This is a genomic window from Pseudomonadota bacterium (assembly GCA_023229365.1).
Lineage (GTDB): Bacteria > Myxococcota_A > Polyangia > JAAYKL01 > JAAYKL01 > JALNZK01.
Window position 1 is genome coordinate 26974 of record JALNZK010000028.1, and the last position, 22312, is coordinate 49285.

The following is a 22312-nucleotide window of genomic DNA, read 5'->3' on the forward strand; positions in this document are numbered from 1 at the left end:
TCAACGCGAAGGTTGTCGCGTCAGCCCCCGCTGCGTAGGATGGGTCGTGCGCATCTCGGGCCAAGACAGGGCGCGCGCCGCCGGGATCGAGCTCGCCGCGCGGGCCGAGCCGTTCGCGCCGGAGGCGGTGCTCGGCATCCTCGAGGGCGGTGCCGCAGTCGCCCGCGCCATGGCCGAGGCTCTCGGCGTGCCGATGCACGGCCTCGACCTCCGCTACGGGTGGAGCCGCCGCCTCGCCCGCCTCCCCGCGCCGCTGCGGCTGGGCCTCTGGCCGCTCAAGGAGATCTCCTACCGGAGCTTTGCCCCGCGCTTCTCCGACGGGTCGATAGAACGCCTGCCGCGCATCGGGCGCGCCGTCCTGGTCGACGACTCGGCGAGCTCCGGCCGAACGCTCGAGGCGGCGATCGAGGCGCTCGGGCGCCGCGGCCTCGGGCGCTCGTCGCTGTTCGTCGCGGCGATCCGGTGCGGCCGACGTTCGCGGCGGCTCCTCGACGCCTGGATCACGGATCGCGCGCTCTGGTGAGGGGCGCTAGGCGCCGCGCTCCAGCGGGATGGCGGCGACGATCTCGAAGAGCCCGTCCCGGACCCCCGCGGAGGTCCCGCCGCCGAGGAACGCGGCGCCGAGCCCGGCGGCGTACAGCCCGAAGCCGCGCGCATAGCGCAGCCCCGGCTGCGACTTCGCCCGCAGCTGGAGGTCGAGGGTGAGCAGCGCGTCCCGCTGCAGCGCGTCCACGACGGGCCCGGTGTCGCACACCGAGAACCGCGCGCGCCCGCCGCCGGAGGTCACGCGGAGCGTCACCCGGCCGCCGGCGCCGACGGCGTGCGCCGCGGCCGCGACGAGCAGGTTCTTGAGGACGAGCGTCGCGTAGGGGAGCTCGAAGGCGCAGATCTCGTCCGGCACCTCGCCCTCGAGCACCAGATCCACCTCGGACATCGAGACGAGCTGCCGGCTCGCGGAGAGCACCGAGCTCACGAACTGCCGCAGCGGCAGCGGGCCGGCCTCGAGGTGCTCCCCGGCCTCGAGCCGCGCGATGAGGACGAAGTTGTCGACGAGGTGGCGCAGCATCCCGAGCGAGAGCGCGCAGTCGTCCACCGCGCCGCGGACGTTCGGAGGCACGTCCGTCAGCTCGGCCTGCAGGTAGCTCACGTTGGCGGACAGCGCCGAGATCGGGTTGCGGAAGTCGTGCGCGAACATCTTGGCGATCGCGGCGCGGCGCTCCTTCGGATCCGGGCCCGTGTCACCGCGCTGCGGCATGCCGCATGAACCTCCGGGCCACGTACCCGCGCAGCTCCTCGCGCGCCTCGTCCGAGAGGTTGCGGAAGGCGACGCCCATCCCGGAGCGGCGCAGGCCGTCCCCGATCTCCGCGCGCACGACCTCGCCCCGGACCGACACCGGGCGCACGCCCCCCGGGAGGGTGATGCGCATCGCGAGCCGTTCCCCCTCAGTGAGCAGCAGATCGGAGTGCAGGTACATCCCCACGGCGCTCAGATCGAAGCAGTCGTACGGAACGGCCTGTCCGTGCTCGTCGACCACCTCGACGACCGCATCGCCCAGCCCTTCGGAGCGTCGCGCGAGCCTCCGCCTGCGGGAGAGCGTCTCGTCCTGGATCGGGGCGCCGCGCGGCTGTGCCATGTGGACGACTATTCCACGGCCTACAGGCGGCGTCAAAAAAATGTCTCGGGTGATCCCCGAAATCGATTTATTATCTGTTTGTAATCTTTAACTTAATCCAAATCATGGGAAGACGACAACCGCCTGCGCCCCGCGCCTGCCGACCTCGTCCTGCACGCGGCGGAGCACGGCGTCCCGGCGCTCGAGGAGCAAGGCGATCTCTTCGTCGGTCAGCACCCTGTCGACGACGCCCCGCGCCTCCTCGCCCGCCAGGGCGGCCCGGACGGCACCCGCCGTGAGCGCCTTGAGCCGCTCGAGTTGGGACGCGGAGAACCTCGCGCACGCGGCGAGCTGTCCGTCCATGCGCGCCCGCTGCCGATCCGACCAGCGCGCGAACGAGCCGTTGTTGTCGACGAGCCACAGCCCACCGCCGCCCTCTTCGGCGAAGAGGTTGCCGCCCGAGAACCTGTCCCAGTTGCCGAGGACGTAGTCGGCGACGACCATCCGCGACGCGGCGACGACCGTCGGCTCCTCACCGGGCGAGGGTCCGTCCGGCCCGATCCACGCGGCGAGCTGCCGCCAGCCGGTCTCCCCCTGGAACCTTTGCGGGCCGAGCGCGGAGATCCACTCGATGATCGCGCCGCCGACGTTCCCGTCCGCGCCCGCGAGCGCCTCGTCCCGGAGCGCCTGCGCCGACTCCGGGTGGCTCACCTCGAGCAACCCGACGAGCCGGGCGAGCGGCAGGCGGCGGAGCGCGGCCGCGGGCGTCCTCTCGGCGCCGACGAGCGGCGCGATCCTATAGAACGCGACCTCGTACCGCGCCGTCCGGTTCGTCTTTCGCAGCGGCTTCCACACGGCGCGATCGCCCGACTCGAGCGCCACCTTGACCGAGAGCGAGCGCGACGAGAGCGGCAGGGCGCCTTTCAAGGGGGACGCCACGAGCCTCTCGACGAGCGCCGCCGCGTCCTCCCCGGCGCCCGCGTCGGAAGCGCCCGCCCGCGCCTCGTCCCCTGCCCGGCCCGCGCCCGGCGCGCCCGGTGCCGCCGCCGCTGGGGCGGGCCTCGCGACGGCCTGTGAGGGCCGCGGGACGTCCTCGTCGGCGCCGCGGCACGCGGCCAGCGTGACCAGGGCGACCGCGAAAACGGCGCGCGACGCTGCTCTTGCCGGGGACATGGCACGGGATGATAGCAGACGGCGCAGGGCATGAAAAACGACCTACCTTGGCCGGGAATCTTGACAGAACCCCGCTCCCGACAATAAGTTCCTCTTTCCCCGTGGAGTTCGGAGGCGCCGTGGTCATGAAGAAAAAAGAGCGGGACAAGTTCGAGAGGATACTGCTCGAGAAGCGGATGAGGCTGCTCGTCAACGCGCGACAGACGCTCGATTCGGAGATGACTCTCGATCAGGCCGATCTGGCGGACGAGATGGATCTCGCGTCGAGCGAGTACCTCCAGTCGTTCCAGTTCCGCCTGCGCGGACGGGAGCGCACGTTCCTGTCGAAAATCGACAAGGCGCTCAAGAAGCTCAACGACGGGACGTTCGGCGTGTGCGAGGAGTGTGGAGAGGAGATCCACACGAAACGCCTCGAGGCCCGCCCGGAGACCAACTTGTGCATCAAGTGCAAGGAGGAGCAGGAGCGCGAGGAGTCCCAGTTCGGCGACGAGTGACCCGCCCTAGACCGGAACGTTTATCAGGAACGTCGTCCCCCTCCCCTTCACGGTCGTGAAGGAGATCCGCCCCGCGTGCGCCTCGACGATCTCCCGCGCCACCGCGAGGCCGAGCCCGGTGCCGTTCTCCTTGCCGCTCGTGACGAACGACTCGAACACCGTGCCCTGGATCTCCTCGGGGATGCCGGGGCCGGTGTCCGTGAAGCCGAACACGACGTCGGCTCCGGCCCTGTAGACCTCCACCGTCAGCTCGCCGCCCGACGACATCGCCTCGACCGCGTTGTTCACCACGTTGTGGAACGCGCGCGTCATCTTCTCCTCGTCGAAGCGGACGACGCCGGCGGTCCGCAGGCAGCACGTGAGGCGCACGCCCGCGGCGTCGACCTGCGGCTGGATCTGCTTCACGAACGCCTCGATGAACGGCCCGACCGCGCACGGGTGCGGGAGCACCTCGCGCTCGCCCTTGGAGAACGCGATGATCTCGCCGGCCATGTGCGCGATGCGCTCCAGCGCCTTGTTGATCTGCACGAGGTAGTCCGCGCTCTCCGGATCGGCCGTCTTGGCCGCGAGCATCTCGGCGTAGCCGGAGACAACCGTCATCGGCGACTTGAGGTCGTGGAGCACGCCGGCGAGCAGGCGCCCGACCGTCGCCAGGCGGCGCTCCCGCTCGCGCGAGATCCGATCCCTAAGCTGCTCCACCGCCTGGGTGAGCAGCGCCGCGACGAGCCGGAGCATGCCGAGATCGCCCTCGACGAAGCCGCCCGGCTTGTTGGCGGCGAGGAGCGACCCGTGGCTCCGCTGATCCTCGCCGAACAGCAGCGGCACCGCGGCGAGGCTCTCGAGCGGGTCGCCGATCCGGCGCACGATCGCCTCCTGGAAGCGGGGGTCGCCCTCCGGCGAGTTGACGAGCGCCTCCCTCCCCTTGGCCGCCACCCAGCCCGAGAACCCGCTGCCCAGCTCGACGCGCAGGATGCGGCAGCGCGTGTGCCCGACCGTCATGGCGCGGCTCGTGGAGCCGGCCTCGTCCACGAGGTGGAGCACCGCGGTGCGCGAGCCGACGAGCTCGTTCACCCGGCTCAAGACCACGGACGCAAGGGCGTTCACGTCCTCGGCGCGCGCGGCGAGCCGCTCGAGATCGAGGAGCAGCGCCAGATCCCGGCACCGGCGCTCGAGCTCCAGCTTGGCCGCGGTGATCGCGCGGTTCTTGGCGACGAGATCGACGAGCATCCGCGAGTTCTCGATCGTGAGCGCGAGCTGGCCGCAGAGGAGGCCGAGCGACTCGAGATCGCCCTCGTCGAACGCCCCGCCGCCGGATCGGTTGAGCACCTCGGCGACGCCGATCGGCCTCCCGTGCCGCCCGGTGACCGGGTGGCAGGCGACGCTGCGCGTCTCGAAGCCGGTCCGCGCGTCCCACTTCGGATCGAACCGCGCGTCGCGCTTCACGTCCGGCACGATCGCCGGGACGCCGTGGCGCGCCACCCAGCCCGCGATCCCCTGCCCTTCGGCAAGGCGGATCTCGTCGACGCCCTCGCCCACGATGACGCGCGACACGAGCGCGCCGTCGGCCTCGAGGAGGAACAGCGTCGACCGCTCGGCGGACATGAGCAGCGTGATGCGCTCGACCGCGAGGGTGAGCACCTCGTCGAAGCTCATCGTCGATTCGAGGGCGAGGGCGACGTCGCGGAGCACGCGGAGCTGCTGCTCCGCCCGCTGCAGGCGCCGCGCGGGATCGGGCGCGTCGGGCTCGGTCATCCGGACACCCCCAGACTATCGGTCGGGCCGCTTCGGGCTCAGGTCTTCTGGCCGCACTCGGGGCAGAACTTGGCGCCGTCGGCGAGCTTGGCGCCGCACTTGCTGCAGAACTTCGGGCCGGTCGCCATCGGCTTGCCGCACTCGGCGCAGAACTTGCCGGGCGCGACGACCTTGCCGCAGCCGGGGCAGGTCACGCCCGCGCCCGCCGTCGCCTGTCCGGCCGGAGTGGGAGCGCCCTGCAGGCCGCCCGGCGCGCCGGGTTGGCCCCCGCCCTGGGGGAACCCGGGCTGGCCCTGCGGCGGCATCTGCTGCTGCTGCGCCCCCATCGCCTGCTGCTGGAACATCCCGGCCATGCCGAAGCCGACGCCGAGCCCGGCGCCGCCGAGCAGCGCGCCGCCGCCGCCGCCCTCGCCGCCGCCCTGCGCCATCCCCTCGCCCGCGCCGAGCATCGCCTTGCCGGCCGCGAACTGCTGGAACCCCTGCATGCCGCCCGCCATGCGGACGTACGCCGCGTCGGTGTACAGCTTCTTGAGGTTCTTCTCGTCCTCGTCCTTGATGCCGAGCACGAAGTTGCCGAGCTGGGGCACGCGCACGCCGTACTGCTCGACGTACTTCTTGACCCCGGCGAGCACCGTCGCCTCGATCTCCTCGGTGTAGGCGCCGGACACGACGTCGAGCAGCGGCCACTTCTGCTTGACGATCAGCTCCGCGGTCTGATCCCGGATCACCTTGAGCACCTGCTGCTTGAACCACGAGAAGAACGACTCGTTGTCGGTCTGCGCCATGCCGACGAGGCCGATGATCAGCGTCTCGGGATCGACGATCTGGATCGAGAACTCGCCGTGGACCATCGTCTCGACCGGCACCCCGGACTTCGGATCCTCGACCGAGCCGATGCGGCCGCCGAACTTGATGCTCGGGAAGAGGCGCGTGGAGACGAAGAACACCTCGGAGATGAGCACGTTGCCGCCCGTGAACGAGTCGACGAGGTTCGACAGGAACGGGATGTTCGACGTGTCGAGCGTGTGGCGGCCAGGCGGCAGCTTGCCGACGACCTTTCCGTCCTTGAAGAAGATCGCCACCTCGTCCGAGTCCACGGTGAGCTGCGAGAACTTCGGGATCGTCTGGTCCGGGTGCTTGTAGAGCGCGAACCCCTTGGCCGTGTCCGGCCGCGCGATCATCAGCTCCTGGACGCCCTTCTTGATGAAATTGATGAGACCCATCTTCGACTCCTCTCGACCTCGTCGGGCGCGCGAGCGGCGCGCCGCATTCTCTCCCGAGGCGGAAAGGAAACTATAGTGCCCGCGCGAAATCCGGTCAACGCGGGCGGGCGGGGGCTGGGAAAAGGTTCGCCGAGGTCAGGCGGGCTTGACGACGAGGGCGCCGCCGTCGGCCGCGAGCGCCACCTTGCCGCCGCGGGCGATCTCGCCCGAGAGGACGAGGCGGGCGATCGGCCCCTCGACGAGGCGTTGGATCGTGCGCCGCATCGGCCGCGCGCCGAGCTCCGCGTCGAACCCGCCCGCGTCCGCGAGCGCCTCGACCGCGCCGGCCTCGACGATCAGCTCCACGCCGTGCTCCTTGGCGAGCTGCGCCGCCACGCGGGAGAGCATGAGCCGCGCGATCTCGAAGACCTGCTCACGCTCGAGCGGCTCGAACACGAGCGGCTCGTCGATGCGGTTCCACAGCTCGGGCGGGAGCGCCGCGCGCGCCGCCTCGAGGATCGCGTCGCGGACCCCCCGGGCGGCCCGTTCGTCACGGCCGCCGCCGCTCGCCGCGAACCCCATGCGCCGCTTCGGGCCCGCGAGCTCGCGCAGATCCGCGCCGAGGTTGCTCGTCATGGCGATCACCGCGTTCCCGAAGTCGACCGTGCGGCCGCGGCCGTCCGTGAGCCGGCCGTCGTCGAGCACCTGCAGCAGGATCTGGACGACGTCGCGGTGCGCCTTCTCGATCTCGTCGAGCAGCACGAGGCAGTACGGGCGGTGACGGACGGCCTCGGTGAGCTGGCCGCCCTCCTCGTGCCCGATGTAGCCCGGCGGCGCGCCGACGAGCCGCGCCACCGCGTGCGCCTCGGAGAACTCGGTCATGTCGAGCCGCACCATGGCGCTCTCGTGGGCGAACAGGATCTCGGCGAGCGCCTTCGCGGTCTCGGTCTTGCCGACGCCGGTCGGCCCGAGGAGGAGGAACGAGCCTATCGGCCGTCCGGTCCGAAAGCCGGCCGCGTTGCGCCTGAGCGTCTCCGCGATCGCCGTGAGCACGCCCCCGTGCCCGACGATGCGCGCCCCGAGCTCGCGCTCGAGGTCGAGCAGCTTCTGGCGGTCGCTGCTCGTGAGCCGCTCGGCCGGCACGCCGATCTGCTCGGCGAGCACCGAGGCGACGTCCGCCGCCGCGACCTCGGCCGCGCCCGACCGCTTGGCCCGCGCCCCCGCGAGATCGATGAGGCCGATCGCCTTGTCGGGCAGGGCGCGCTCCGGCAGGTACCGCGCCGACATCCGCACCGCGCCCGCGATCGCCTCCGCGCTGTACGCCACCTTGTGGTGCGCCGCGTACGCCGGCGCGACGCCGGTCACGATGCGCACCGCCTCGCCCTCGCTCGGCTCGCCGACGTCGACCGCCGTGAAGCGGCGCGCGAGCGCCGGATCCGACGACACGTGCCGCGCGTACTCCTCGTCGGTCGTGGCGGCGATGCACGGCAGCTCGCCGCGGCCGATCGCGGCCTTGAGATCCTCCACCGCCTCTGCGCCGTCGTGCGTCGCGAGCAGGGCGTGCAGCTCGTCGAAGAACAGCACGATGCGGCCCTGCGCGCGCGCCACCTCGACCTTGATCCCCTCGAGCCGCTCGCCGAGCGCGCCGCGCAACGTCGTCCCGGTCAGGAGATCGCTCGGCCGCACCTCGATGATCACGCGGTCCTCGAGGCCGGGCGCCGCGCCGCGCGCCAGCCCGAGCGCCAGCCCCTCGACGATCGCGGTCTTGCCGACGCCGGAGGGCCCGACGAGGCACGGGCAGTTGGCCCGCCGCTTGTTGAGCACGTCGGCGATCCGCGCCATCTCGTTCTCGCGCCCGACGATCTCGTCGAGGCGACCCTCGGCGGCGGCGGCGGTCAGGTTGCGGCCGAGCCCCGCGAGGAGCGGGTACTCCTTGGGATCGACGGCGAAGCGATCTGCGTCCAACGTGCGCGCTGGCGTCGGCACAGGCGCTTCCCTTTGCGGCGTCTCCCGCTTCGGCGCCCCCTCCTGCGGTGCGCGCTCGCGGAGGTTCCGCGTCCTGCGCTGGGCCTGCTCGATGTGCGAGCCGACGTCCCGCGGCACGCGCGTCGGGGCGATCTCGCCCGCGGGCCTCCTGCCTCTCACCGCCGGCTCCGGCGGCGGGGCCTCGCGCCTCCTCGCCCGCCGTTCGCGGACCGGCGACCTTCCCTCCATCGTGCGGATCTTGAGCTGCTTGGCCGGCGGCAGCGCGTCGGTCCTCGCCCCCGTCGGCGGGCGCTTCGGCGCCCCGGGCACGTCGTCGTGCTCGGCGCGCTCGCGGGTGAGCCCGGTCGTCATGTTGCGCAGCGCCTGGTTGCGGATGAGGTCGATGTTCAACCCGGCGCGGGAGAGGACGGCGTACGCCGCGCACTCCCGCACGGTGGCGAGCGCCGCGAGCAGGTGGAGGGCGGTCGGCGGCGAGCCCTCGCGGATCGTGGCTGCGTACTGTTTCGCCTTGGCCTCCACCTCGGCGAGCACGCCCGTCGGCTCGGCGTCGGCCTCCCGGATCGCGGCGCGCAGCGACGTCTCCGTCAGGCCGCGCAGCGACAGGGTCTTGGCCGCGGTGCCGGTCCCCGTGAAGACGGCGAGCAGCAGGTAGCCGGTGTCGAGGCGGCCCTTGCCGCTGTCGGCGAGCTGCGCGGCCCTGGCCGCTATCTCCTGCATCGATTCGGGGTTTGAAATCGTCATTTGTTCAATGTTTACAGTGTGTTACGAATCTCGCACGAGTATGCCACAGAACCGTTTCGCGCCGCAAATTTTGGGCGCTCGACCGGCGCCGAAAGGCGATGAGAATGTGCGCCGCAAATCGAATAGAGCGCGGCCGCGCCCGTCCAATTCGACACGCGCTCGAATAGGGTATGGTGGCCCCGGGGACGAGCGGTTAAAGTGATCCTGGGCGGAACGGTACCGGCTCCGCCACAACCGAGGAGGATTCGCCATGTCGCATCGAGCTCGGATCGTCGCCGCATCTTTCGTCGCGCTCTTCGTCGTCGTCGTGGCCGGCGAGGTGATCGCGCGCCGGGCGGAGGACGCCTTCGCGGGCAAGGTGATCATCCTGAAGAAGCGGCCGCCCGCGACGTTCAAGTCCGCGGACGGCTTCGTCCAGTTCCTCCACGCGAACCAGATGCGCGTCGTCTACGCGGACGCGGACACCACGTGGTCGTTCGAGACGATGGCGTTCTTCCGACGCGCGCTCGGCGACTACGAGGTCGAGATGGTGTTCTACGACGTCAAGAACGGCTCGAGCCCGAGCAGCCGTCGCTTCGTCGACTCGTACACGCAGTACACCCAGGACAGGAACACGCGCAGCCTCTCGGGCAAGTGCCACCTGATCCGGCCGAGCTTCGACGCGGGCAAGGAGTACATGATCGTCGTCCAGCACAAGGGCGACGAGCTCGCCAAGGGGTTCTTCTCGACAAAAGGGATCTCCCAGTCGCAGATCGACGACCAGCTGCGCGCCGACGCCGAAGTGAAGAAGATGGAACAGTCGATGAAGGAGCTCGAACAAAAGGTGAAGGAGCAGGAAGAGGCCGCCAAGAAGAAGCAGGAAGACTCCAAGGCCGCCGAGGACCTTTTCTAGCCCCTCCCCCGCACCCTCTCCCGTTAGCCCTCTCCCGTGATAAGGTGTCCCGCATGGACGTCCTCGCGCTCCTCGACGCCGTCGACAGAGGTGAATTCGCGCCGGTCTACTTCGTGCACGGCAAGGAGCGGTTCCTCGTCGAGCAGCTCGTGACGAAGCTGCGCGACGCGCTCGTCAAGGGGCCGATGGCGGGGTTCAACTTCCGGCGGGTGCGGGCCAAGGACACCACGGGCGCCGAGATCTCGGCCGAGGCGCGCGCCGTGCCCATGATGTCCTCCCACAGGCTCGTGGTCGTCGACGACGCGGACAAGCTCAAGGCGGAGGACTGGGACGCGCTCGAGGGGTACCTCGCGGCGCCGATCCCGGAGACGACGGTCGTGTTCCTCGCCGAGAAGTTCGATCTGCGCCGCAACCCGTTCTCCCGCGCGAACAAGCGCAAGGAGATCCACGCCGCGGAGCCGCTCACCGAGAAGAGCCTGCCGGCGTTCGTCCGCGGCCGCGCGAAGGCGCGCGGCGTCCAGCTCGGGCCGGGCGCGGACTCGGCGATCGCCTCGGCGATCGGGGCGGATGCGGCGGCGATCGACGACGCGGTCGTCCGGCTGGGCCTGTACGCGGGCCCGGGCGGGACGGCGCGGGAGGAGGACGTGGCCGAGGTCGTCACGTCGGTGCGCCAGCGGTCGGTCTTCGACCTCGTCGACGCGATCGGCGGACGGAAGCGCGCGGAGGCCGTGGCGCTGCTCGAGCGGCTGCTCGCCGCCAGGGAGGAGCCGCTCAGGCTGCTCGCCCTCCTCGCCCGGCACTATAGGCAGCTGCTCGCGGCCCGCATCGAGGTGCACCGCGGGACCGGAGAGGCGGAGCTCGCGTCGAGGCTCGGCGTGCACCCGTTCGTCGCGAAGAAGCTCGCGGCGCAGTGCGGGCGGTTCAGCGGCGCGGAGCTGGAGACGGCGCTCGCGCGGCTCGCCCGCGCGGATCTCGACCTCAAGTCGAGCCGGAGACCTTCGAACCTGATTCTCGAAGAGGCGGTGGTAGGGCTCGCGCTCGGCGCGTGACGGGCGCTACTGGAGCTTCGCCACGGCGACCGTGAGGCGCGAGATCTTGCGGGACGCGGCCTTGCGCGGCACGACGCCCTTCGTCACGGCCTTGTCGAGCTGCCGCACGGCCTCGCCGAGCGCCGCCTTCGCCTTGTCCTTGTCGGCGGCCTCGATCGCGTTCGCGACGCTCTTCACGAACGAGCGAACGGTCGAGCGGACGTGCCGGTTGCGCGCCGTGATCCTGAGCCTCTGCCGGTTCCTCTTCTTCGCCTGCGGATGGTTAGCCACTTGCCGTTCTCCCTTCAAATAGCCGCAAACGCTTACCCTTGCGGGGCGGGAATGTCAAGGCGCGCTACAGCAGCGCGGTGGAGAAGTAGCGCTCCGCGCGATCCGGGAGCACGGTGACGACCGAGGCGTCCGGGCCGAGGAACGCCGCCTCGCGCAGCGCGGCGAAGACGTTGGCGCCCGAAGAGGTGCCGACGAGGAGCCCCTCCTCGCGCGCGAGCCGCCGCGTCACCGCGACCGCCTCGTCGTCCGTGACCTCGACGACGTGGTTGATGATCTTGACGTCGAGCACCGTGGGGATGAAGCCGTCGCCGATCCCCTGGATCTGGTGCAGCCCGGGCTCGTGGCCGAGCAGCGCCGAGACGTTCTTCGGCTCCACGGCGATGATCCGCACGTCCGGGTTCTTCTCCTTGAGGAACTTGCCCACGCCCGCGAGCGTGCCGCCGGATCCGACCCCGGCGACGAACGAGTCGACCCGGCCGCCGCTCTGCTCCCAGATCTCGGGGCCGGTCTCGAGGTAGTGCACCTCCGGGTTCGCCGGGTTCTCGAACTGCTGCGGGATCCACGCGCCCTCGATCTCGTCGCGCAGCGCGTACGCCTTGCGCAGCGCGCCGTCGAGCGACTCCGCCGCGGGCGTCAGCACGCACTCGGCGCCGAACGCGGAGATCACCTTCTTGCGCTCCTCGCTCATGTTCTCCGGCATGCACAGGATCACGCGGTAGCCGCGCCGCACGCCGACCATGGCGAGGCCGATCCCCGTGTTGCCGGAGGTCGCCTCGACGATCGCCCCGCCGGGCTTGAGCTTTCCGTCGCGCTCGGCGACCTCGATCATGTGCCTGGCCGGCCGATCCTTGACCGAGCCGCCGGGGTTCAGGAACTCGGCCTTGCCGAAGACGCGGCCGCCGCCCATGCGTTCGAAGCGGATGAGGGGCGTGTTTCCGATGAGATCGAGCAGGGATGTCGTGGGCATGGTGAACCTCTCTTTTCCGCCGCGCATTCTATCGACTGCGAGGGGAAACCGCAAAAGCGCAGTTTGACGTCCGCGCGGAGGGCCCGTATCTTGCGGGGCATGCACGCGGCCGATCCGGAGCTCGTCGCAAGGTACTTCGATCACGGCGCGACGTCTTTCCCGAAGCCCGCCGGCGTGGCGCCCGCGATCACGCGCTACATCGACGGTTGCGGCGGCACGTACGGCCGCGCGGCGTACGGCCAGGTGCAGGACGCCTCGCGCCTCGTGTTCGGCGCCCGCGAGCGGCTCGCCCGGGCGTTGGGGGTCTCGGACTCGTCGCGCGTCGTGTTCACGCTCAACGCCACGCACGCCCTGAACCTCGCGATCCAGGGGCTCGCCCGGCAGGGCGGCGTCGTCCTCGTCTCGCCGCTCGAGCACAACTCGGCGATGCGACCGCTCGCCGCGCTCGGCGCGCGCCTCGGGCTGCGCACGGTGACGATGCCCCACGGCGAGGACGGCCGCGTGAAGCCCGAGGAAATATCGATCCCCCGCGGCACGTGCCTCGCGGTCGTGAGCCACCAGTCCAACGTCAACGGCGTCGTCCAGCCGCTCGCGGCGATCCGATCGCGGCTCGACGACGTGCCGCTGCTCGTCGACGCGGCCCAGTCCGCGGGCGAGCTCCCGATCGACGCCGAGCGCGGCGGGCTCGATCTCGTCGCGCTGTCCGGCCACAAGCACCTGCTCGGCCCGACGGGCGTCGGCGCGCTCTACGTGCGCCCCGGGCTCGCGCTCCCGGCGCTCATGCCCGGCGGGACGGGTAGCCGCTCGGACAGCCTGGAGCAGCCCGAGGCGATGCCCGACGCGCTCGAGTCCGGCACGCCCAACGTCGCGGGGCTCGCGGGGCTCGGCGCGGCGCTCGAGTTCCTCGAGGCGAACGGCCCCGGCCCCGGCGCCCGCCCCGCCCGGCTCGCCGTTGAGGCGCTGCGCAGGATCCCCGGCGTCCGGGTGATCGCGGCCTCGGATCCCCTGCACCAGGGCGGCCTCTTCTCGTTCACGGTCGACGGGACCCCGCCGTCCGAGATCGCGAGGTTCCTGTACGCCCGGCACCGCATCGCCGTGCGCGCCGGCCTGTGCTGCGCGCCCGCCGCGCACGCCGCGCTCGGCACGAAGGCGGGAGGCGGCGCCGTGCGCGTCTCGTTCGGGCGCTTCCACGACGACGGGGCGGTCGCGCGGATCGCCACCGCGGTCGCCGACGCGGTGCGCAACCGATGATCCTCTTGTTCGAGAGCGTGCACCGGGTCATCCAGGCGGAGGCGTCCCTCACGCGCGCCGGGGTCCCGTGCGCGCTCCTCCCGACGCCCAAGGAGCTGTCGGCGGAGTGCGGGATGTGCGTCGAGGTGGACGCCGCGGATCTCGCCGCGGCCCGCGCCGCCCTCGGCCCGCTCGCAGTGACCGTCGTCGGGGAGGATCTGCCGTGAGGGATCCGACGTCGCGGCTGCTCGCGCGGGGAGGCCGAGCCTTCGGGCTCGCGGCGATCGCGCACGCCCGCGGCCGGCGGGCCGGGCGGGAGCCGTGGCACCTCGTCTCCCACGATCTCGGCGCCGCGGCGGACCAGATCCTCGCCGAGCTCGAGGCGGTGGTGCCCGACGACGCCCTCGCCAGGGCGATCGGCGCGGCCATGGGGGAGGCGCCCGCCACCGCCGAGCCGCCCTGGACGGCGGCGCTCGTCGCCGATCCCGGGGCGTTCGCGCGCGTCGGAAGCGCCGCGGCCGCCTGCTGGCCCGCGGGCTTTGCGCTCCGCATGCCCGACGGCGATCGCGGGCGGGGGATCGCCGCCGTCGCGTTCGCGCTGTGCCGCAGCATCGACTCCGCGCGATCGCTCGCGGCGAAGCTCTGCGCGGAGGACGGCGTCGCCCTCGTCCGCGCCGCGCGGCTGTGCGGGGCGCTCGCGCGCCCGGGCGAGCCGAGCGCGATGCGCGCCTGCGTCCGGGCCGCGCTCGAGGAGGGGGGGATCGATGGGCCGCGTGATTAGGCGCGACGCGCTCGTCGGGGAGCCGATCCGGCTGAGCGCCGAGGCCGCGCGCCGCGCGGAACGGGTGATCGACGACGCGGCGGCCGGGGAGCGGATCGCCCGCGACCGGGGGCTCGTCGCCGAGGTCGCGGCGCACATGGCCGAGCGGATCGTGGGCGACGCCCTCGAGCGCCGGCCGGCGCTGCTCGACGCCCTGTTCGAGCGGGCGCTCGCCGAGATCGGCGCCCTGCGGCCGGCCCGCATCCGCGTGCACCCCGAGGACCGGGCGCGCACGGGGATCGACGCGGCAGCGGCGGCGCGGGGGATGGAGGTCGCCGACGACCCGTCGGTGGGCCGGGGCGGCTGCGTGGTCGAGGCCCGCGGCGCGTCGTCCGATCACCGCCTCGAGGTCCTGCTCGAGGCGCTGCGCGCGGCGGCCGAGGGGACGAGCCGTGACTGAGCGGGCGCGCGGCGAGGCGAGGAGCCCCGTGCTGAACGTCGCGCTCTTCATCATCACCGTCGTCACCGTGTTCATGGCCGGCGCCGTCTACCTGCCCGCGCAGACGCTCTTTGGGATGGCCCGCAACGGCCTCGAGTTCACCGCGGCGCTCATGGGGATCCTCGTGTGCCACGAGGCCGGCCACTACGTCGCGGCGCGGCGGCGGCGCATCGACGCGTCGCTGCCCTACTTCATCCCGGTGCCGCCGTTCCTCTCGATGTTCGGGACGTTCGGCGCGATCATCCTGATGCGCGGCCGCATCCGCTCGCGGGACGCGCTCATCGAGGTCGGCGCCGCCGGGCCGCTCGCGGGCATGGCCGTGGCCGTGCCGCTCCTCTTCGTCGGGCTCGCCGACTGCCCGGTCGGCCCGATCCCGACCGAGGGGTTCATCGAGGGGCAGTCGCTCCTATACATGCTCGCCAAGCACGTCGTGCTCGGGCCGATCCCGCAGGGCTACGACGTGTACATCGACCACTCGCCGCTCGCGTGGGCCGGCTGGATCGGGTTGCTCGTCACCATGCTCAACCTGCTGCCGATCGGCCAGCTCGACGGCGGGCACGTCTTCTACGCCCTGTTCGGCGATCTCCACGCTGCGGCCTCGCGCTGGTTCCTGCGCGGCCTGTTCGCGCTGGGCGGGGCCGTGGTCATCGCCCTCGGCATGGACGCGTGGTCGCTCGGCCTGCGCGGCGAAGAGCTCGTTTACGCGGCGCTGCCGGGCGCGCCCTGGCTGCTCCTCGGCACGATCCTCCTCGTCTTGAACCGCGGCACGCGTTTTCGGCACCCGCCCACGGACGGCGGTGCGCTGTCGCCCGGCCACGCCGCGGTCGGCGTCCTGTGCCTCGTCGTGTTCGTCGCGACGTTCATGCCGATCGTGATGCGGCCGATCCTCTAGGTCAGTCGACGTCGACCTGCGCGTCCGGCGCGGCGAGGCGGAGCTTGGGCGTGTCGAGGTTGCCGATGCCGTGGCGCCAGTACTCGAGCTCGAGCCCGGGCGCCTCGGCGAACGGCAGGCGGTCGGGCAGCGCGACGTCGAGCTCGCCCGTCTCGGGCAGCCCGAACGCGGGCGCGCACTCGAAGACCTCGATCTCCACAGTCGCGTCCGGATCCTTCGCCGACGCCTCCTCGACGCCGTGCCGCAGCGCGGCGACCGCGCCGCGGAGGCACGCCAAGGAGAGCGGGGTCGATGGCGCGCACTCGACGGCGTACCAGCCCCTGCCGCCGACGAGCGCCTTGCACTCGGCGGTGTCCGGCTCGAACGCGATCGCGAAGCCCTCGCCCTTCCAGGCGGCGGCGCCGCGCCACGTGCGGACGCTGCCGCTCTGCTCGCGGGTCGTCTCGTCGTCCATCCCCGGCCGGAACCGCGCCACGCTCGGACCGAACGCGTGGGACCTGCCGGCGTCGACGCGGAGCTGCGCCGCGCCCGACGGCTCGAGGACGAGCTCGTACTTCGCGCTCCAGCCGTCGCTCTCGAACGACTGCGAGCACGAGATCTCCTCGCTCAGGCTGTACGCGAACCGCAGCGCGAGCGGCGCGTCGATCGGCCTGGCCAGGGGATCGGGCGCTCCCGCGCCGGCGTCCTCCGGCGCCGCTCCCATCATTCCCGTGCTTCCCATGCCTCCCATCGGAGCCGACTCCGGCGCCTTCCCGGCCCCGCACGCCACCAGCAACGCGGCGAGCGCCGCGAGCCCGCGGATCATTCGAGCGGTTCCGTGGAGCGCACCGTGGGCTCGACGATCGGCGAGGCGTCGACGACGGAGATCGACCGCTCGTGGAGGGAGCGCACGCCGTCGCCGTCGAGATCTCCCTCCGCCTGGCAGGTCACGGTGTCGCCCTCGCGCAGGACCCTGTAGCGGTAGTAGTGCGGATCGGGCACCGAGAAGCCGATGGCGTTCCACGGCGGCGCGCTCCACAGCGCCGGGTTCGGCGGGTACTTCTCCCGTCCCGGCGGGTCGGCGGGCGTCCAGTCGCCGCCCTCGGGGAGCGCCCCGTTGAACGCCTGGTAGGCGACCACCAGATCGGCGCAATGCCCGACGTTGAGCTCCGCCTCGACGACCTTTGCGCGCTTCATGTAGTTGATGAAGGACGGGATCGCGATGGCGGCCAGGATCCCGGCGAAGACGACGCTCGTCGCGATCGCGGCGATGGCGAAGCCCATCCCGCGGAGCCGGCCGCGCGAGGCGCCGACGACGACGCACGCGGCGATCCCGAGCAGGAGCCCGAGCGGCGCGAACACGAACGCGAAGACGAACGCCAGGATCGCGAGCACCGACGTGCGGGACTTGGGCCTGGGCGCGTCGATCACCGCGGGCGGCGCGTACGGATCGCTCATCGTCATGGGTGACCTCCTGTCGCTGCGGCGACGATCGAGCCGAGCACAAAGGCGCAAGGGCGTCAACGGCGACAAGGACGACACAGCCTAGAATCGGACGAGCCCGAGCGCCGAGTGCTCGGCGATCCTATCGAAATCCACGTCCAGCGTGAGCAAACCGGCGTTCGAGTCGATGCAGGCGGCGGCGATGAGGCAGTCGATCGTGCCGCGGATCGTCACGCCCTTGCGCCGGAGCGACCGAAACAGCTGGGCGGCCCGCACGTGGGTGTCGAACGAGGGCTCGAGGATGGGCAGGCGCGAGAGCAGCGCGAGCGCGCCCTTGAATCCCGCGTCGGACTTGAAGCCCTGGAGCGTCTCGGTGACGATGACGGGGGCTATCGCGATGGGCTCGGCGGTCTCGAGCGCGGCGGCGAGACGATCCGTGATAGGCGAAGCGTCGCCGTTGAAGAAGGCGCCCCACGCCGAGGTGTCGACGACGATCACGCCCGACCGCTCCGCAAAGCGTCCGTGTCCCCGCCCCAGGGCAGCCGCCCCCTGAGCTCGAGGAGCGCGGCGTACACCTCCGCCTGGTCGACCAGGCTGCGCAGCGCGATGTCCACCACCTGCCGCTTCGTGCGCGCCCCGGTCACCTTCATGGCGCGGCGGACCAGCTTCTCGTCGAGGACGATGTTCGTGCGTTCCATGGCGGGGCCTCCGTTCTTCATACACCTAATCTAACCGTTTAGGTGTATACGGGCAAGACGCTTCGAACCCCGTCGCTCGCGGAAAGCGCGTTCCTCTTAATCCGCCGCGCTATTTGTGTCACACTCACACGACTCGAGGAGGAGCCGCGCCCGATGACCGAGAAACCGAAGCGACCGGCGGGCGACGACGATCTCGAGTTCGATCTCGAGGCGATCACCCGCGGCAACCGGCCGCCGCCGCCGCCACCCGATCCGGGCCGTGCGGACGGCGCGGCAGAGGCGGTGTTCGGGCTGCCGTCCGCGAGGCGGCAGGCCGAGGCGGCGGACCGGCTGATCGGCTCGATGGGCAAGGCGGGCACGCCCATCAAGGCCGACGGCGGCATGCTCGGCAAGATCCTCGTCGACAACGGCTTCCTCACGCCGAAGCAGCGCGACGAGTGCCTCGCGCTCCAGGCCAGGCCGGGCAACGCGCTGCCCTTCGGCGAGATCGCGATCGAGCAGTGCTTCATCTCGCGCGAGCTCCTCGACCGCGTGCTCGAGGCGCAGCGCAGCTACAACGCGGGCGTCCACCGCAGGGCCTCCGTCGCGCCGCCGGCGCCCCCCGCGCTCGCCGCGCCGAACGCCGAGAAGATGCGCGACGTCGGCCAGATGCTGATCTGGCTCGGCTCGACCCTCAAGCACCAGGCGAGCGACCTGCACCTCATGTCGGGAAAGCCGCCGATCCTGCGCCAGCACGGCAACCTCGTCCCGTCGAAGGACAAGCCGATCGACGCCGCCGCGGCCGAGGGCCTGCTCACCTCGCTCCTGACCGCCGAGGAGCGGCGCGCCCTCGAGCACGACCACAGCGTGACCAAGTGCCTCGACCTGCCCGGCGGCGCCCGCGCGCGGGCCTGCATCTTCCGCCACATGCGCGGCACGAACGGGGTGTTCCGCCTGATCCCCGACCGCGTGCCGTCGCTGGTCGCCTTGAACCTGCCGCCGGTCCTGGGCAAGTTCACCACCTACGCCCAGGGCCTCGTGCTCGTGACCGGGCCGATCGGCTCGGGCAAGACCACCACCCTCGCGGCGCTCGTCGACATCATCAACAGCGAGCGGCACCAGCACATCATCACCATCGAGGATCCCATCGAGTTCGTGCACGCGAACCGCGCCTCGCTGATCACGCAGCGCCAGGTCGGGCGGCACACCGGCGGCTTCGCCGTGGCGCTGCGGGCGGCGCTGCGCGAGGACCCCGATGTGATCGTCGTCGGCGAGATGCACGATCGCGAGACCGCGCAGCTGGCGGTCACCGCCGCCGAGACGGGGCACCTCGTGTTCGCCACGCTGCACACGCAGAACGCGATCCGCTCGATCAACCGCGTGCTCGATCTCTTCCCGGCTGAGGAGCAGGGGCAGGTGCGCACCGTGCTCGCCGAGACTTTGCGCGGCGTGGTCTCCCAGCAGCTCGTGCCGCGGGCCGACGTCCCCGGCCGGGTGCCGGTCGTCGAGCTCCTGTTCGTCACCCCCGCGATCCGCAACCTGATCCGCGAGCAGAAGGTGCACCAGATGAAGAACGCGCTGCGCATCAGCCGGGCGATCGGCAACCTGTCGGTCGAGGACCACGCGGCCGAGCTCCTCGCGCAGAAGCTGATCAGCGAGCAGGCGTTCAAGCTGCTCAAGGGGCAATAGGGGCGAGGCGATGGCACAGATCGACGTCCTGCTCAAGAAGATGTCGGAGATCGGGGCCTCGGACCTGCACCTCTCGGCGGGCGAGCCGGTCCGCATGCGGGTCGACGGCGAGCTCAAGCGCTTCGCCGAGAAGCCCCTCGACCCGGAGAAGCTCGCGGGCCTGATGCAGGAGATCTGCCGCGAGGATCAGTGGCGCGCGTACTCGGGCAGCCACGAGCTCGACTTCGCCTACGGCGTGCCGGGGGTGGGGCGCTTCCGCTGCAACTACCTGCGCCAGCAGCGAGGCCCGGGGGCGGTGTTCCGCATCCTGCCCGAGGAGATCCAGAGCCTCGAGGAGCTCCTGATGCCGCCCGTCGTGCTCGACCTCCCGAGGCTGCGCTCGGGCCTGGTCCTGGTCACCGGCCCCACCGGCTCCGGCAAGTCGACGACGCTCGCCGCGATCATCGACAGGATCAACCGCGCCGCGACGCGCCACATCGTCACCGTCGAGGATCCGATCGAGTTCGTCCACCGGGACCTCAAGTCGCACATCGTCCAGCGCGAGGTCGGGCTGCACTCGCGGAGCTTCTCGGCGGCGCTGCGCGACGCGCTCCTGCAGGATCCGGACGTGGTGCTCGTCGGCGAGATGCGCGACCTCGAGACGATCTCGCTGGCGGTCACGGCCGCGGAGATGGGCGTGCTGATCCTGGGCACGCTGCACACGAACAGCGCGGCCAAGACGTTCGACCGCATCATCGACGTCTTCCCGGCGGTCCAGAAGGATCAGATCCGCGGCATGCTCGCCGAGTCGCTGCGGGCGATCGTGGCCCAGACGCTCCTCAAGCTCTCCGGCAAGTCCGGTCGCGTCGCGGCGGTGGAGATCCTGCTCGGCGGCCCGGCCCTCGGCGCCATCATCCGCGAGGGCAACGCGTCCAAGATCCTCTCGTACATCGAGTCGGGCCACGGCCGCGGCATGCAGACCATGGACGAGGCGCTCGTCGACCTCGTGCAGCGCGGCGCGGTCGACGTCCGCGAGGCGTACCTCAAGTGCCACGACAAGACGCGCTTCGAGGCGTGGGCCGCGAAGCAGGGGCTCGTGCTGGAGTAGCCGCCCGCCGGACGATCTAGAAGCCGTTCACGATCTCGCCCAGCATGTTGCCGCTCGCGAGCAGGAGCAGGCTTACCGCGAAGAACACCGCGCAGACGATCACGGCGATCATCCCGGTGGTGCGGGCGGTCTTCAGGAACTTCGCCGAGCTCTCCGCGTACTCGCCCGGGTGACGCCGCAGCTCTGCGTCCAACCGCTTCCCCCGGCTCAGGGCGACGGCGCCCATGACGAGGGACGGGACGAACAGCACCCAGCCGAACAGCGGCACGATGCTGAACCAGCAGTGGAAAACGGCGATGATGCCGAGCGCCTTGGCGCCCGCGCTGCCCGGGATCGGCTTGAGGCCGGCCGGCGCGGGTCGAACGATGGGGTCTTCCATGTGTGATTGCCTTTCCTCTCCCGGTGCCCCCCGGCCCACACTACCTCAGCGGCCTCCCCGCCCGCAACGCCGCCGTCGGACGCCGCGGCTTCGAGCTGTTTCCAGGGCGGATGTGCTCGGCCCCGCCGCGAGATGGATTCGTCCCCCCGGTGGGTCTCGGCGGTTCTCTGTGGGGGGTTTAGGGAAGGGAAGGTCGGGGTCGTCCGCGTCAGGCCGCTTCATCCTGGACCTTCTTGGCCCGGACGGACGAGCGGTGGAAACGCTCGAGCTCGGCCGTCACCGCCTTGTCGTTGCGGAACACGGCGCGGGCGGCGCGCAGCGCGGTGACGAACAGCGTGAAGCGGGCGAGCTGCGCGAGGCCGAACTTCTCGTGCATCGCCGCGTACTCACGGCGCAGCGCGTCGTGCTCGGCGCGCTCGGTGCGCTGCTCCTCGGCGCCGGCGATCAGCGCCGTGGTGTCCACGCCCGAGAACTCCCAGCCCTTGGACTGGAACAGCCGGGCAAGGCCGTCGAGGTCGTCGTCGAACGTCTTTGCGGGGTAGTAGGTCTTCTTGAGCGCCATGACGGACTCCTTTTGCCCCCGCGTCTCGCGGCGGGCGTCGATACCGAACCACCGGTTGACGGATCGGCCGGCCCGAGTTCGTTGGGCCGTTGATCCGGCTTTTTGCAATCTCGATGCCAAGACGCTCGCGGCGCGGATCCGAGCTGTGCGAACGATCCCCGCTTCCTTGAAAATGATCCCCGCTTCCTTCAAAACGATCCGCGCTGCGTTTGAAGAGATCCGCGCTTCTCTGAAAATGATCCCCGCTTCCTTCAAAACGATCCGCGGATCGCACACGCAGGAAGATTTTGCGCAGCGCACGGATCCGCGCATCGCTTCAAAAGATCGCCGGAACATTTCAAACGAAGCCGCGTGCGTTTCGAACGTTCCGCGCATCCTTCGATCGGATGGCGCTTGGGTGGATCGTCGATGCGGCGAGCTCTCGAAACGTCTCGCCGAGCCCTGCAAACGACCCGCGAGACGGAGGGGGCGGCCGGGGGTGTGGTTTTTGGGATACAGTGTTGCAGAGAAGCCACAGCTCCGAGCGAAACACTCGTCCGAGCGAAGCCGGAATTCTGGAAAAGATATCGACAGGGTGGCTGCTGCTTGGGGCGCATCGATCAGGCGTAGGTTTTCCAGGTGCATGGCTCGACGCATCTGGCACCGCGCTTGCAAAAGCCGCAATTGCCCTGGGGTCGAACGAGAACACCGAAAAGGAGGGCTCCATGACCTACGTCAACAAGCGCGGCCAGAAGGTGCAGGTCGACATGGCTTTGCCCCAAAATTCGCCAATCCTCCCCAATTTTGAGTCAATTTCTTAATAAAAAGTCAGACGAGAATTGTATCGGTCTGGGCGATGTAAATGTTCTATGGGGTCTGGTCTACGAGGTCATGCATTCTACAAGCGTAGGGTTCTAAATCCAGAACTATGCCTTCGGGGTTAGGGAGTTCATCAATATGCTGGTCATACCAAGAATTGACCTTGTTAATGAATTCC

Annotated in this window: 26 protein-coding genes; 12 read left to right on the plus strand and 14 right to left on the minus strand. The window is 70.9% G+C overall.

Going from position 1 to position 22312, the window contains the following annotated elements; all coding sequences use genetic code 11:
- Window positions 1-46 precede the first annotated feature (46 nt).
- A complete protein-coding gene (locus M0R80_13975) occupies window positions 47-523 on the plus strand; it encodes a phosphoribosyltransferase domain-containing protein (protein MCK9460742.1) in 477 nt (158 codons plus the stop codon).
- 6 nt (window positions 524-529) lie between these two features.
- Here M0R80_13975 and M0R80_13980 read toward each other — a convergent pair whose 3' ends face one another.
- The 3 genes from M0R80_13980 to M0R80_13990 form a co-directional block, all read right to left on the minus strand.
- Complete coding sequence (locus M0R80_13980; GenBank protein ID MCK9460743.1) at window positions 530-1255, minus strand: hypothetical protein; 726 nt, start codon at window positions 1253-1255, stop codon at window positions 530-532.
- Window positions 1239-1634, minus strand: coding sequence for a PilZ domain-containing protein (locus M0R80_13985; GenBank protein ID MCK9460744.1), 396 nt, complete (start codon window positions 1632-1634; stop codon window positions 1239-1241). The genes M0R80_13980 and M0R80_13985 overlap by 17 nt, the downstream gene beginning before the upstream one ends.
- A gap of 102 nt (window positions 1635-1736) precedes the next feature.
- Window positions 1737-2786 (minus strand): hypothetical protein, encoded by a 1050-nt coding sequence (locus M0R80_13990; GenBank protein MCK9460745.1) that lies wholly within the window; start codon window positions 2784-2786, stop codon window positions 1737-1739.
- Window positions 2787-2911: 125 nt separating this feature from the next.
- Here M0R80_13990 and M0R80_13995 point away from each other — a divergent pair, with 125 nt between their 5' ends.
- On the plus strand, window positions 2912-3280 hold the full coding sequence (locus M0R80_13995; protein ID MCK9460746.1) for a TraR/DksA C4-type zinc finger protein: 369 nt from the start codon (window positions 2912-2914) through the stop codon (window positions 3278-3280).
- 6 nt (window positions 3281-3286) lie between these two features.
- Here the strand turns inward: M0R80_13995 and M0R80_14000 are convergent, their stop codons facing one another.
- The 3 genes from M0R80_14000 to M0R80_14010 form a co-directional block, all read right to left on the minus strand.
- Window positions 3287-5032, minus strand: a complete 1746-nt coding sequence (locus M0R80_14000) for a GAF domain-containing protein (protein MCK9460747.1) — start codon at window positions 5030-5032, stop codon at window positions 3287-3289.
- A gap of 38 nt (window positions 5033-5070) precedes the next feature.
- Window positions 5071-6255 carry an SPFH domain-containing protein gene (locus M0R80_14005; protein ID MCK9460748.1) on the minus strand — a complete coding sequence of 395 codons (1185 nt, stop codon included), beginning with the start codon at window positions 6253-6255 and terminating at the stop codon, window positions 5071-5073.
- Between the two features lie 135 nt (window positions 6256-6390).
- On the minus strand, window positions 6391-8961 hold the full coding sequence (locus tag M0R80_14010; GenBank protein ID MCK9460749.1) for an ATP-dependent Clp protease ATP-binding subunit: 2571 nt from the start codon (window positions 8959-8961) through the stop codon (window positions 6391-6393).
- Between the two features lie 250 nt (window positions 8962-9211).
- Here M0R80_14010 and M0R80_14015 point away from each other — a divergent pair, with 250 nt between their 5' ends.
- Both M0R80_14015 and holA read left to right on the plus strand, forming a co-directional pair.
- Window positions 9212-9853 carry a hypothetical protein gene (locus tag M0R80_14015; GenBank protein ID MCK9460750.1) on the plus strand — a complete coding sequence of 214 codons (642 nt, stop codon included), beginning with the start codon at window positions 9212-9214 and terminating at the stop codon, window positions 9851-9853.
- Window positions 9854-9906: 53 nt separating this feature from the next.
- The gene (gene holA / locus M0R80_14020; GenBank protein MCK9460751.1) at window positions 9907-10902 is read left to right on the plus strand and encodes a DNA polymerase III subunit delta; all 996 of its coding nucleotides are present in this window, start codon (window positions 9907-9909) and stop codon (window positions 10900-10902) included.
- Between the two features lie 6 nt (window positions 10903-10908).
- Here the strand turns inward: holA and rpsT are convergent, their stop codons facing one another.
- Both rpsT and cysK read right to left on the minus strand, forming a co-directional pair.
- Window positions 10909-11172 carry a 30S ribosomal protein S20 gene (gene rpsT / locus M0R80_14025; GenBank protein MCK9460752.1) on the minus strand — a complete coding sequence of 88 codons (264 nt, stop codon included), beginning with the start codon at window positions 11170-11172 and terminating at the stop codon, window positions 10909-10911.
- Between the two features lie 64 nt (window positions 11173-11236).
- On the minus strand, window positions 11237-12139 hold the full coding sequence (gene cysK / locus M0R80_14030) for a cysteine synthase A (protein MCK9460753.1): 903 nt from the start codon (window positions 12137-12139) through the stop codon (window positions 11237-11239).
- A 99-nt stretch (window positions 12140-12238) separates the two neighbouring features.
- Between cysK and M0R80_14035 the strand changes: the two genes are divergently transcribed.
- From M0R80_14035 to M0R80_14055, 5 genes are read left to right on the plus strand one after another with little or no spacing between them, the layout of a single operon-like run.
- Window positions 12239-13390, plus strand: a complete 1152-nt coding sequence (locus M0R80_14035; protein ID MCK9460754.1) for an aminotransferase class V-fold PLP-dependent enzyme — start codon at window positions 12239-12241, stop codon at window positions 13388-13390.
- A complete protein-coding gene (locus M0R80_14040) occupies window positions 13387-13596 on the plus strand; it encodes a DUF3343 domain-containing protein (protein MCK9460755.1) in 210 nt (69 codons plus the stop codon). Before M0R80_14035 ends, M0R80_14040 begins: the two co-directional genes overlap by 4 nt.
- Window positions 13593-14150, plus strand: coding sequence for a hypothetical protein (locus tag M0R80_14045; GenBank protein ID MCK9460756.1), 558 nt, complete (start codon window positions 13593-13595; stop codon window positions 14148-14150). Before M0R80_14040 ends, M0R80_14045 begins: the two co-directional genes overlap by 4 nt.
- The gene (locus M0R80_14050) at window positions 14134-14589 is read left to right on the plus strand and encodes a flagellar assembly protein FliH (GenBank protein ID MCK9460757.1); all 456 of its coding nucleotides are present in this window, start codon (window positions 14134-14136) and stop codon (window positions 14587-14589) included. Before M0R80_14045 ends, M0R80_14050 begins: the two co-directional genes overlap by 17 nt.
- On the plus strand, window positions 14582-15520 hold the full coding sequence (locus M0R80_14055; GenBank protein ID MCK9460758.1) for a site-2 protease family protein: 939 nt from the start codon (window positions 14582-14584) through the stop codon (window positions 15518-15520). The genes M0R80_14050 and M0R80_14055 overlap by 8 nt, the downstream gene beginning before the upstream one ends.
- 1 nt (window position 15521) lies before the next feature.
- Here the strand turns inward: M0R80_14055 and M0R80_14060 are convergent, their stop codons facing one another.
- From M0R80_14060 to M0R80_14075, 4 genes are all read right to left on the minus strand, one after another.
- Entirely contained in the window at window positions 15522-16325 is an 804-nt protein-coding gene (locus tag M0R80_14060) for a hypothetical protein (protein ID MCK9460759.1), read from the minus strand.
- Window positions 16322-16963, minus strand: coding sequence for a hypothetical protein (locus tag M0R80_14065; protein MCK9460760.1), 642 nt, complete (start codon window positions 16961-16963; stop codon window positions 16322-16324). The genes M0R80_14060 and M0R80_14065 overlap by 4 nt, the downstream gene beginning before the upstream one ends.
- A gap of 81 nt (window positions 16964-17044) precedes the next feature.
- Entirely contained in the window at window positions 17045-17440 is a 396-nt protein-coding gene (locus tag M0R80_14070; protein MCK9460761.1) for a PIN domain nuclease, read from the minus strand.
- Window positions 17437-17640, minus strand: a complete 204-nt coding sequence (locus M0R80_14075) for a type II toxin-antitoxin system VapB family antitoxin (protein MCK9460762.1) — start codon at window positions 17638-17640, stop codon at window positions 17437-17439. The genes M0R80_14070 and M0R80_14075 overlap by 4 nt, the downstream gene beginning before the upstream one ends.
- Window positions 17641-17793: 153 nt before the next feature.
- Here M0R80_14075 and M0R80_14080 point away from each other — a divergent pair, with 153 nt between their 5' ends.
- Window positions 17794-19308 carry a PilT/PilU family type 4a pilus ATPase gene (locus tag M0R80_14080; protein MCK9460763.1) on the plus strand — a complete coding sequence of 505 codons (1515 nt, stop codon included), beginning with the start codon at window positions 17794-17796 and terminating at the stop codon, window positions 19306-19308.
- Window positions 19309-19318: 10 nt separating this feature from the next.
- Complete coding sequence (locus M0R80_14085; GenBank protein ID MCK9460764.1) at window positions 19319-20395, plus strand: type IV pilus twitching motility protein PilT; 1077 nt, start codon at window positions 19319-19321, stop codon at window positions 20393-20395.
- Window positions 20396-20411: 16 nt separating this feature from the next.
- Here M0R80_14085 and M0R80_14090 read toward each other — a convergent pair whose 3' ends face one another.
- Complete coding sequence (locus M0R80_14090; protein ID MCK9460765.1) at window positions 20412-20774, minus strand: hypothetical protein; 363 nt, start codon at window positions 20772-20774, stop codon at window positions 20412-20414.
- 208 nt (window positions 20775-20982) lie between these two features.
- Window positions 20983-21336 carry a hypothetical protein gene (locus tag M0R80_14095; GenBank protein MCK9460766.1) on the minus strand — a complete coding sequence of 118 codons (354 nt, stop codon included), beginning with the start codon at window positions 21334-21336 and terminating at the stop codon, window positions 20983-20985.
- Between the two features lie 287 nt (window positions 21337-21623).
- Here M0R80_14095 and M0R80_14100 point away from each other — a divergent pair, with 287 nt between their 5' ends.
- Window positions 21624-22136: a hypothetical protein gene (locus M0R80_14100; protein MCK9460767.1), complete on the plus strand. Its 513-nt coding sequence runs from the start codon at window positions 21624-21626 to the stop codon at window positions 22134-22136.
- Window positions 22137-22312: the final 176 nt, after the last annotated feature.

What these genes read in the sequence shown, in the direction of transcription:
- M0R80_13980 (MCK9460743.1), bottom strand. Translation starts at nt 1,255, where the DNA reads ATGCCGCAGCGCGGTGACACGGGCCCGGATCCGAAGGAGCGCCGCGCC.
- M0R80_13985 (MCK9460744.1), bottom strand. Translation starts at nt 1,634, where the DNA reads ATGGCACAGCCGCGCGGCGCCCCGATCCAGGACGAGACGCTCTCCCGC.
- M0R80_13990 (MCK9460745.1), bottom strand. Translation starts at nt 2,786, where the DNA reads ATGTCCCCGGCAAGAGCAGCGTCGCGCGCCGTTTTCGCGGTCGCCCTG.
- M0R80_13995 (MCK9460746.1), top strand. Translation starts at nt 2,912, where the DNA reads ATGAAGAAAAAAGAGCGGGACAAGTTCGAGAGGATACTGCTCGAGAAG.
- M0R80_14000 (MCK9460747.1), bottom strand. Translation starts at nt 5,032, where the DNA reads ATGACCGAGCCCGACGCGCCCGATCCCGCGCGGCGCCTGCAGCGGGCG.
- M0R80_14005 (MCK9460748.1), bottom strand. Translation starts at nt 6,255, where the DNA reads ATGGGTCTCATCAATTTCATCAAGAAGGGCGTCCAGGAGCTGATGATC.
- M0R80_14010 (MCK9460749.1), bottom strand. Translation starts at nt 8,961, where the DNA reads ATGACGATTTCAAACCCCGAATCGATGCAGGAGATAGCGGCCAGGGCC.
- M0R80_14015 (MCK9460750.1), top strand. Translation starts at nt 9,212, where the DNA reads ATGTCGCATCGAGCTCGGATCGTCGCCGCATCTTTCGTCGCGCTCTTC.
- holA (MCK9460751.1), top strand. Translation starts at nt 9,907, where the DNA reads ATGGACGTCCTCGCGCTCCTCGACGCCGTCGACAGAGGTGAATTCGCG.
- cysK (MCK9460753.1), bottom strand. Translation starts at nt 12,139, where the DNA reads ATGCCCACGACATCCCTGCTCGATCTCATCGGAAACACGCCCCTCATC.
- M0R80_14035 (MCK9460754.1), top strand. Translation starts at nt 12,239, where the DNA reads ATGCACGCGGCCGATCCGGAGCTCGTCGCAAGGTACTTCGATCACGGC.
- M0R80_14040 (MCK9460755.1), top strand. Translation starts at nt 13,387, where the DNA reads ATGATCCTCTTGTTCGAGAGCGTGCACCGGGTCATCCAGGCGGAGGCG.
- M0R80_14050 (MCK9460757.1), top strand. Translation starts at nt 14,134, where the DNA reads ATGGGCCGCGTGATTAGGCGCGACGCGCTCGTCGGGGAGCCGATCCGG.
- M0R80_14060 (MCK9460759.1), bottom strand. Translation starts at nt 16,325, where the DNA reads ATGATCCGCGGGCTCGCGGCGCTCGCCGCGTTGCTGGTGGCGTGCGGG.
- M0R80_14065 (MCK9460760.1), bottom strand. Translation starts at nt 16,963, where the DNA reads ATGACGATGAGCGATCCGTACGCGCCGCCCGCGGTGATCGACGCGCCC.
- M0R80_14075 (MCK9460762.1), bottom strand. Translation starts at nt 17,640, where the DNA reads ATGGAACGCACGAACATCGTCCTCGACGAGAAGCTGGTCCGCCGCGCC.
- M0R80_14080 (MCK9460763.1), top strand. Translation starts at nt 17,794, where the DNA reads ATGACCGAGAAACCGAAGCGACCGGCGGGCGACGACGATCTCGAGTTC.
- M0R80_14085 (MCK9460764.1), top strand. Translation starts at nt 19,319, where the DNA reads ATGGCACAGATCGACGTCCTGCTCAAGAAGATGTCGGAGATCGGGGCC.
- M0R80_14090 (MCK9460765.1), bottom strand. Translation starts at nt 20,774, where the DNA reads ATGGAAGACCCCATCGTTCGACCCGCGCCGGCCGGCCTCAAGCCGATC.
- M0R80_14095 (MCK9460766.1), bottom strand. Translation starts at nt 21,336, where the DNA reads ATGGCGCTCAAGAAGACCTACTACCCCGCAAAGACGTTCGACGACGAC.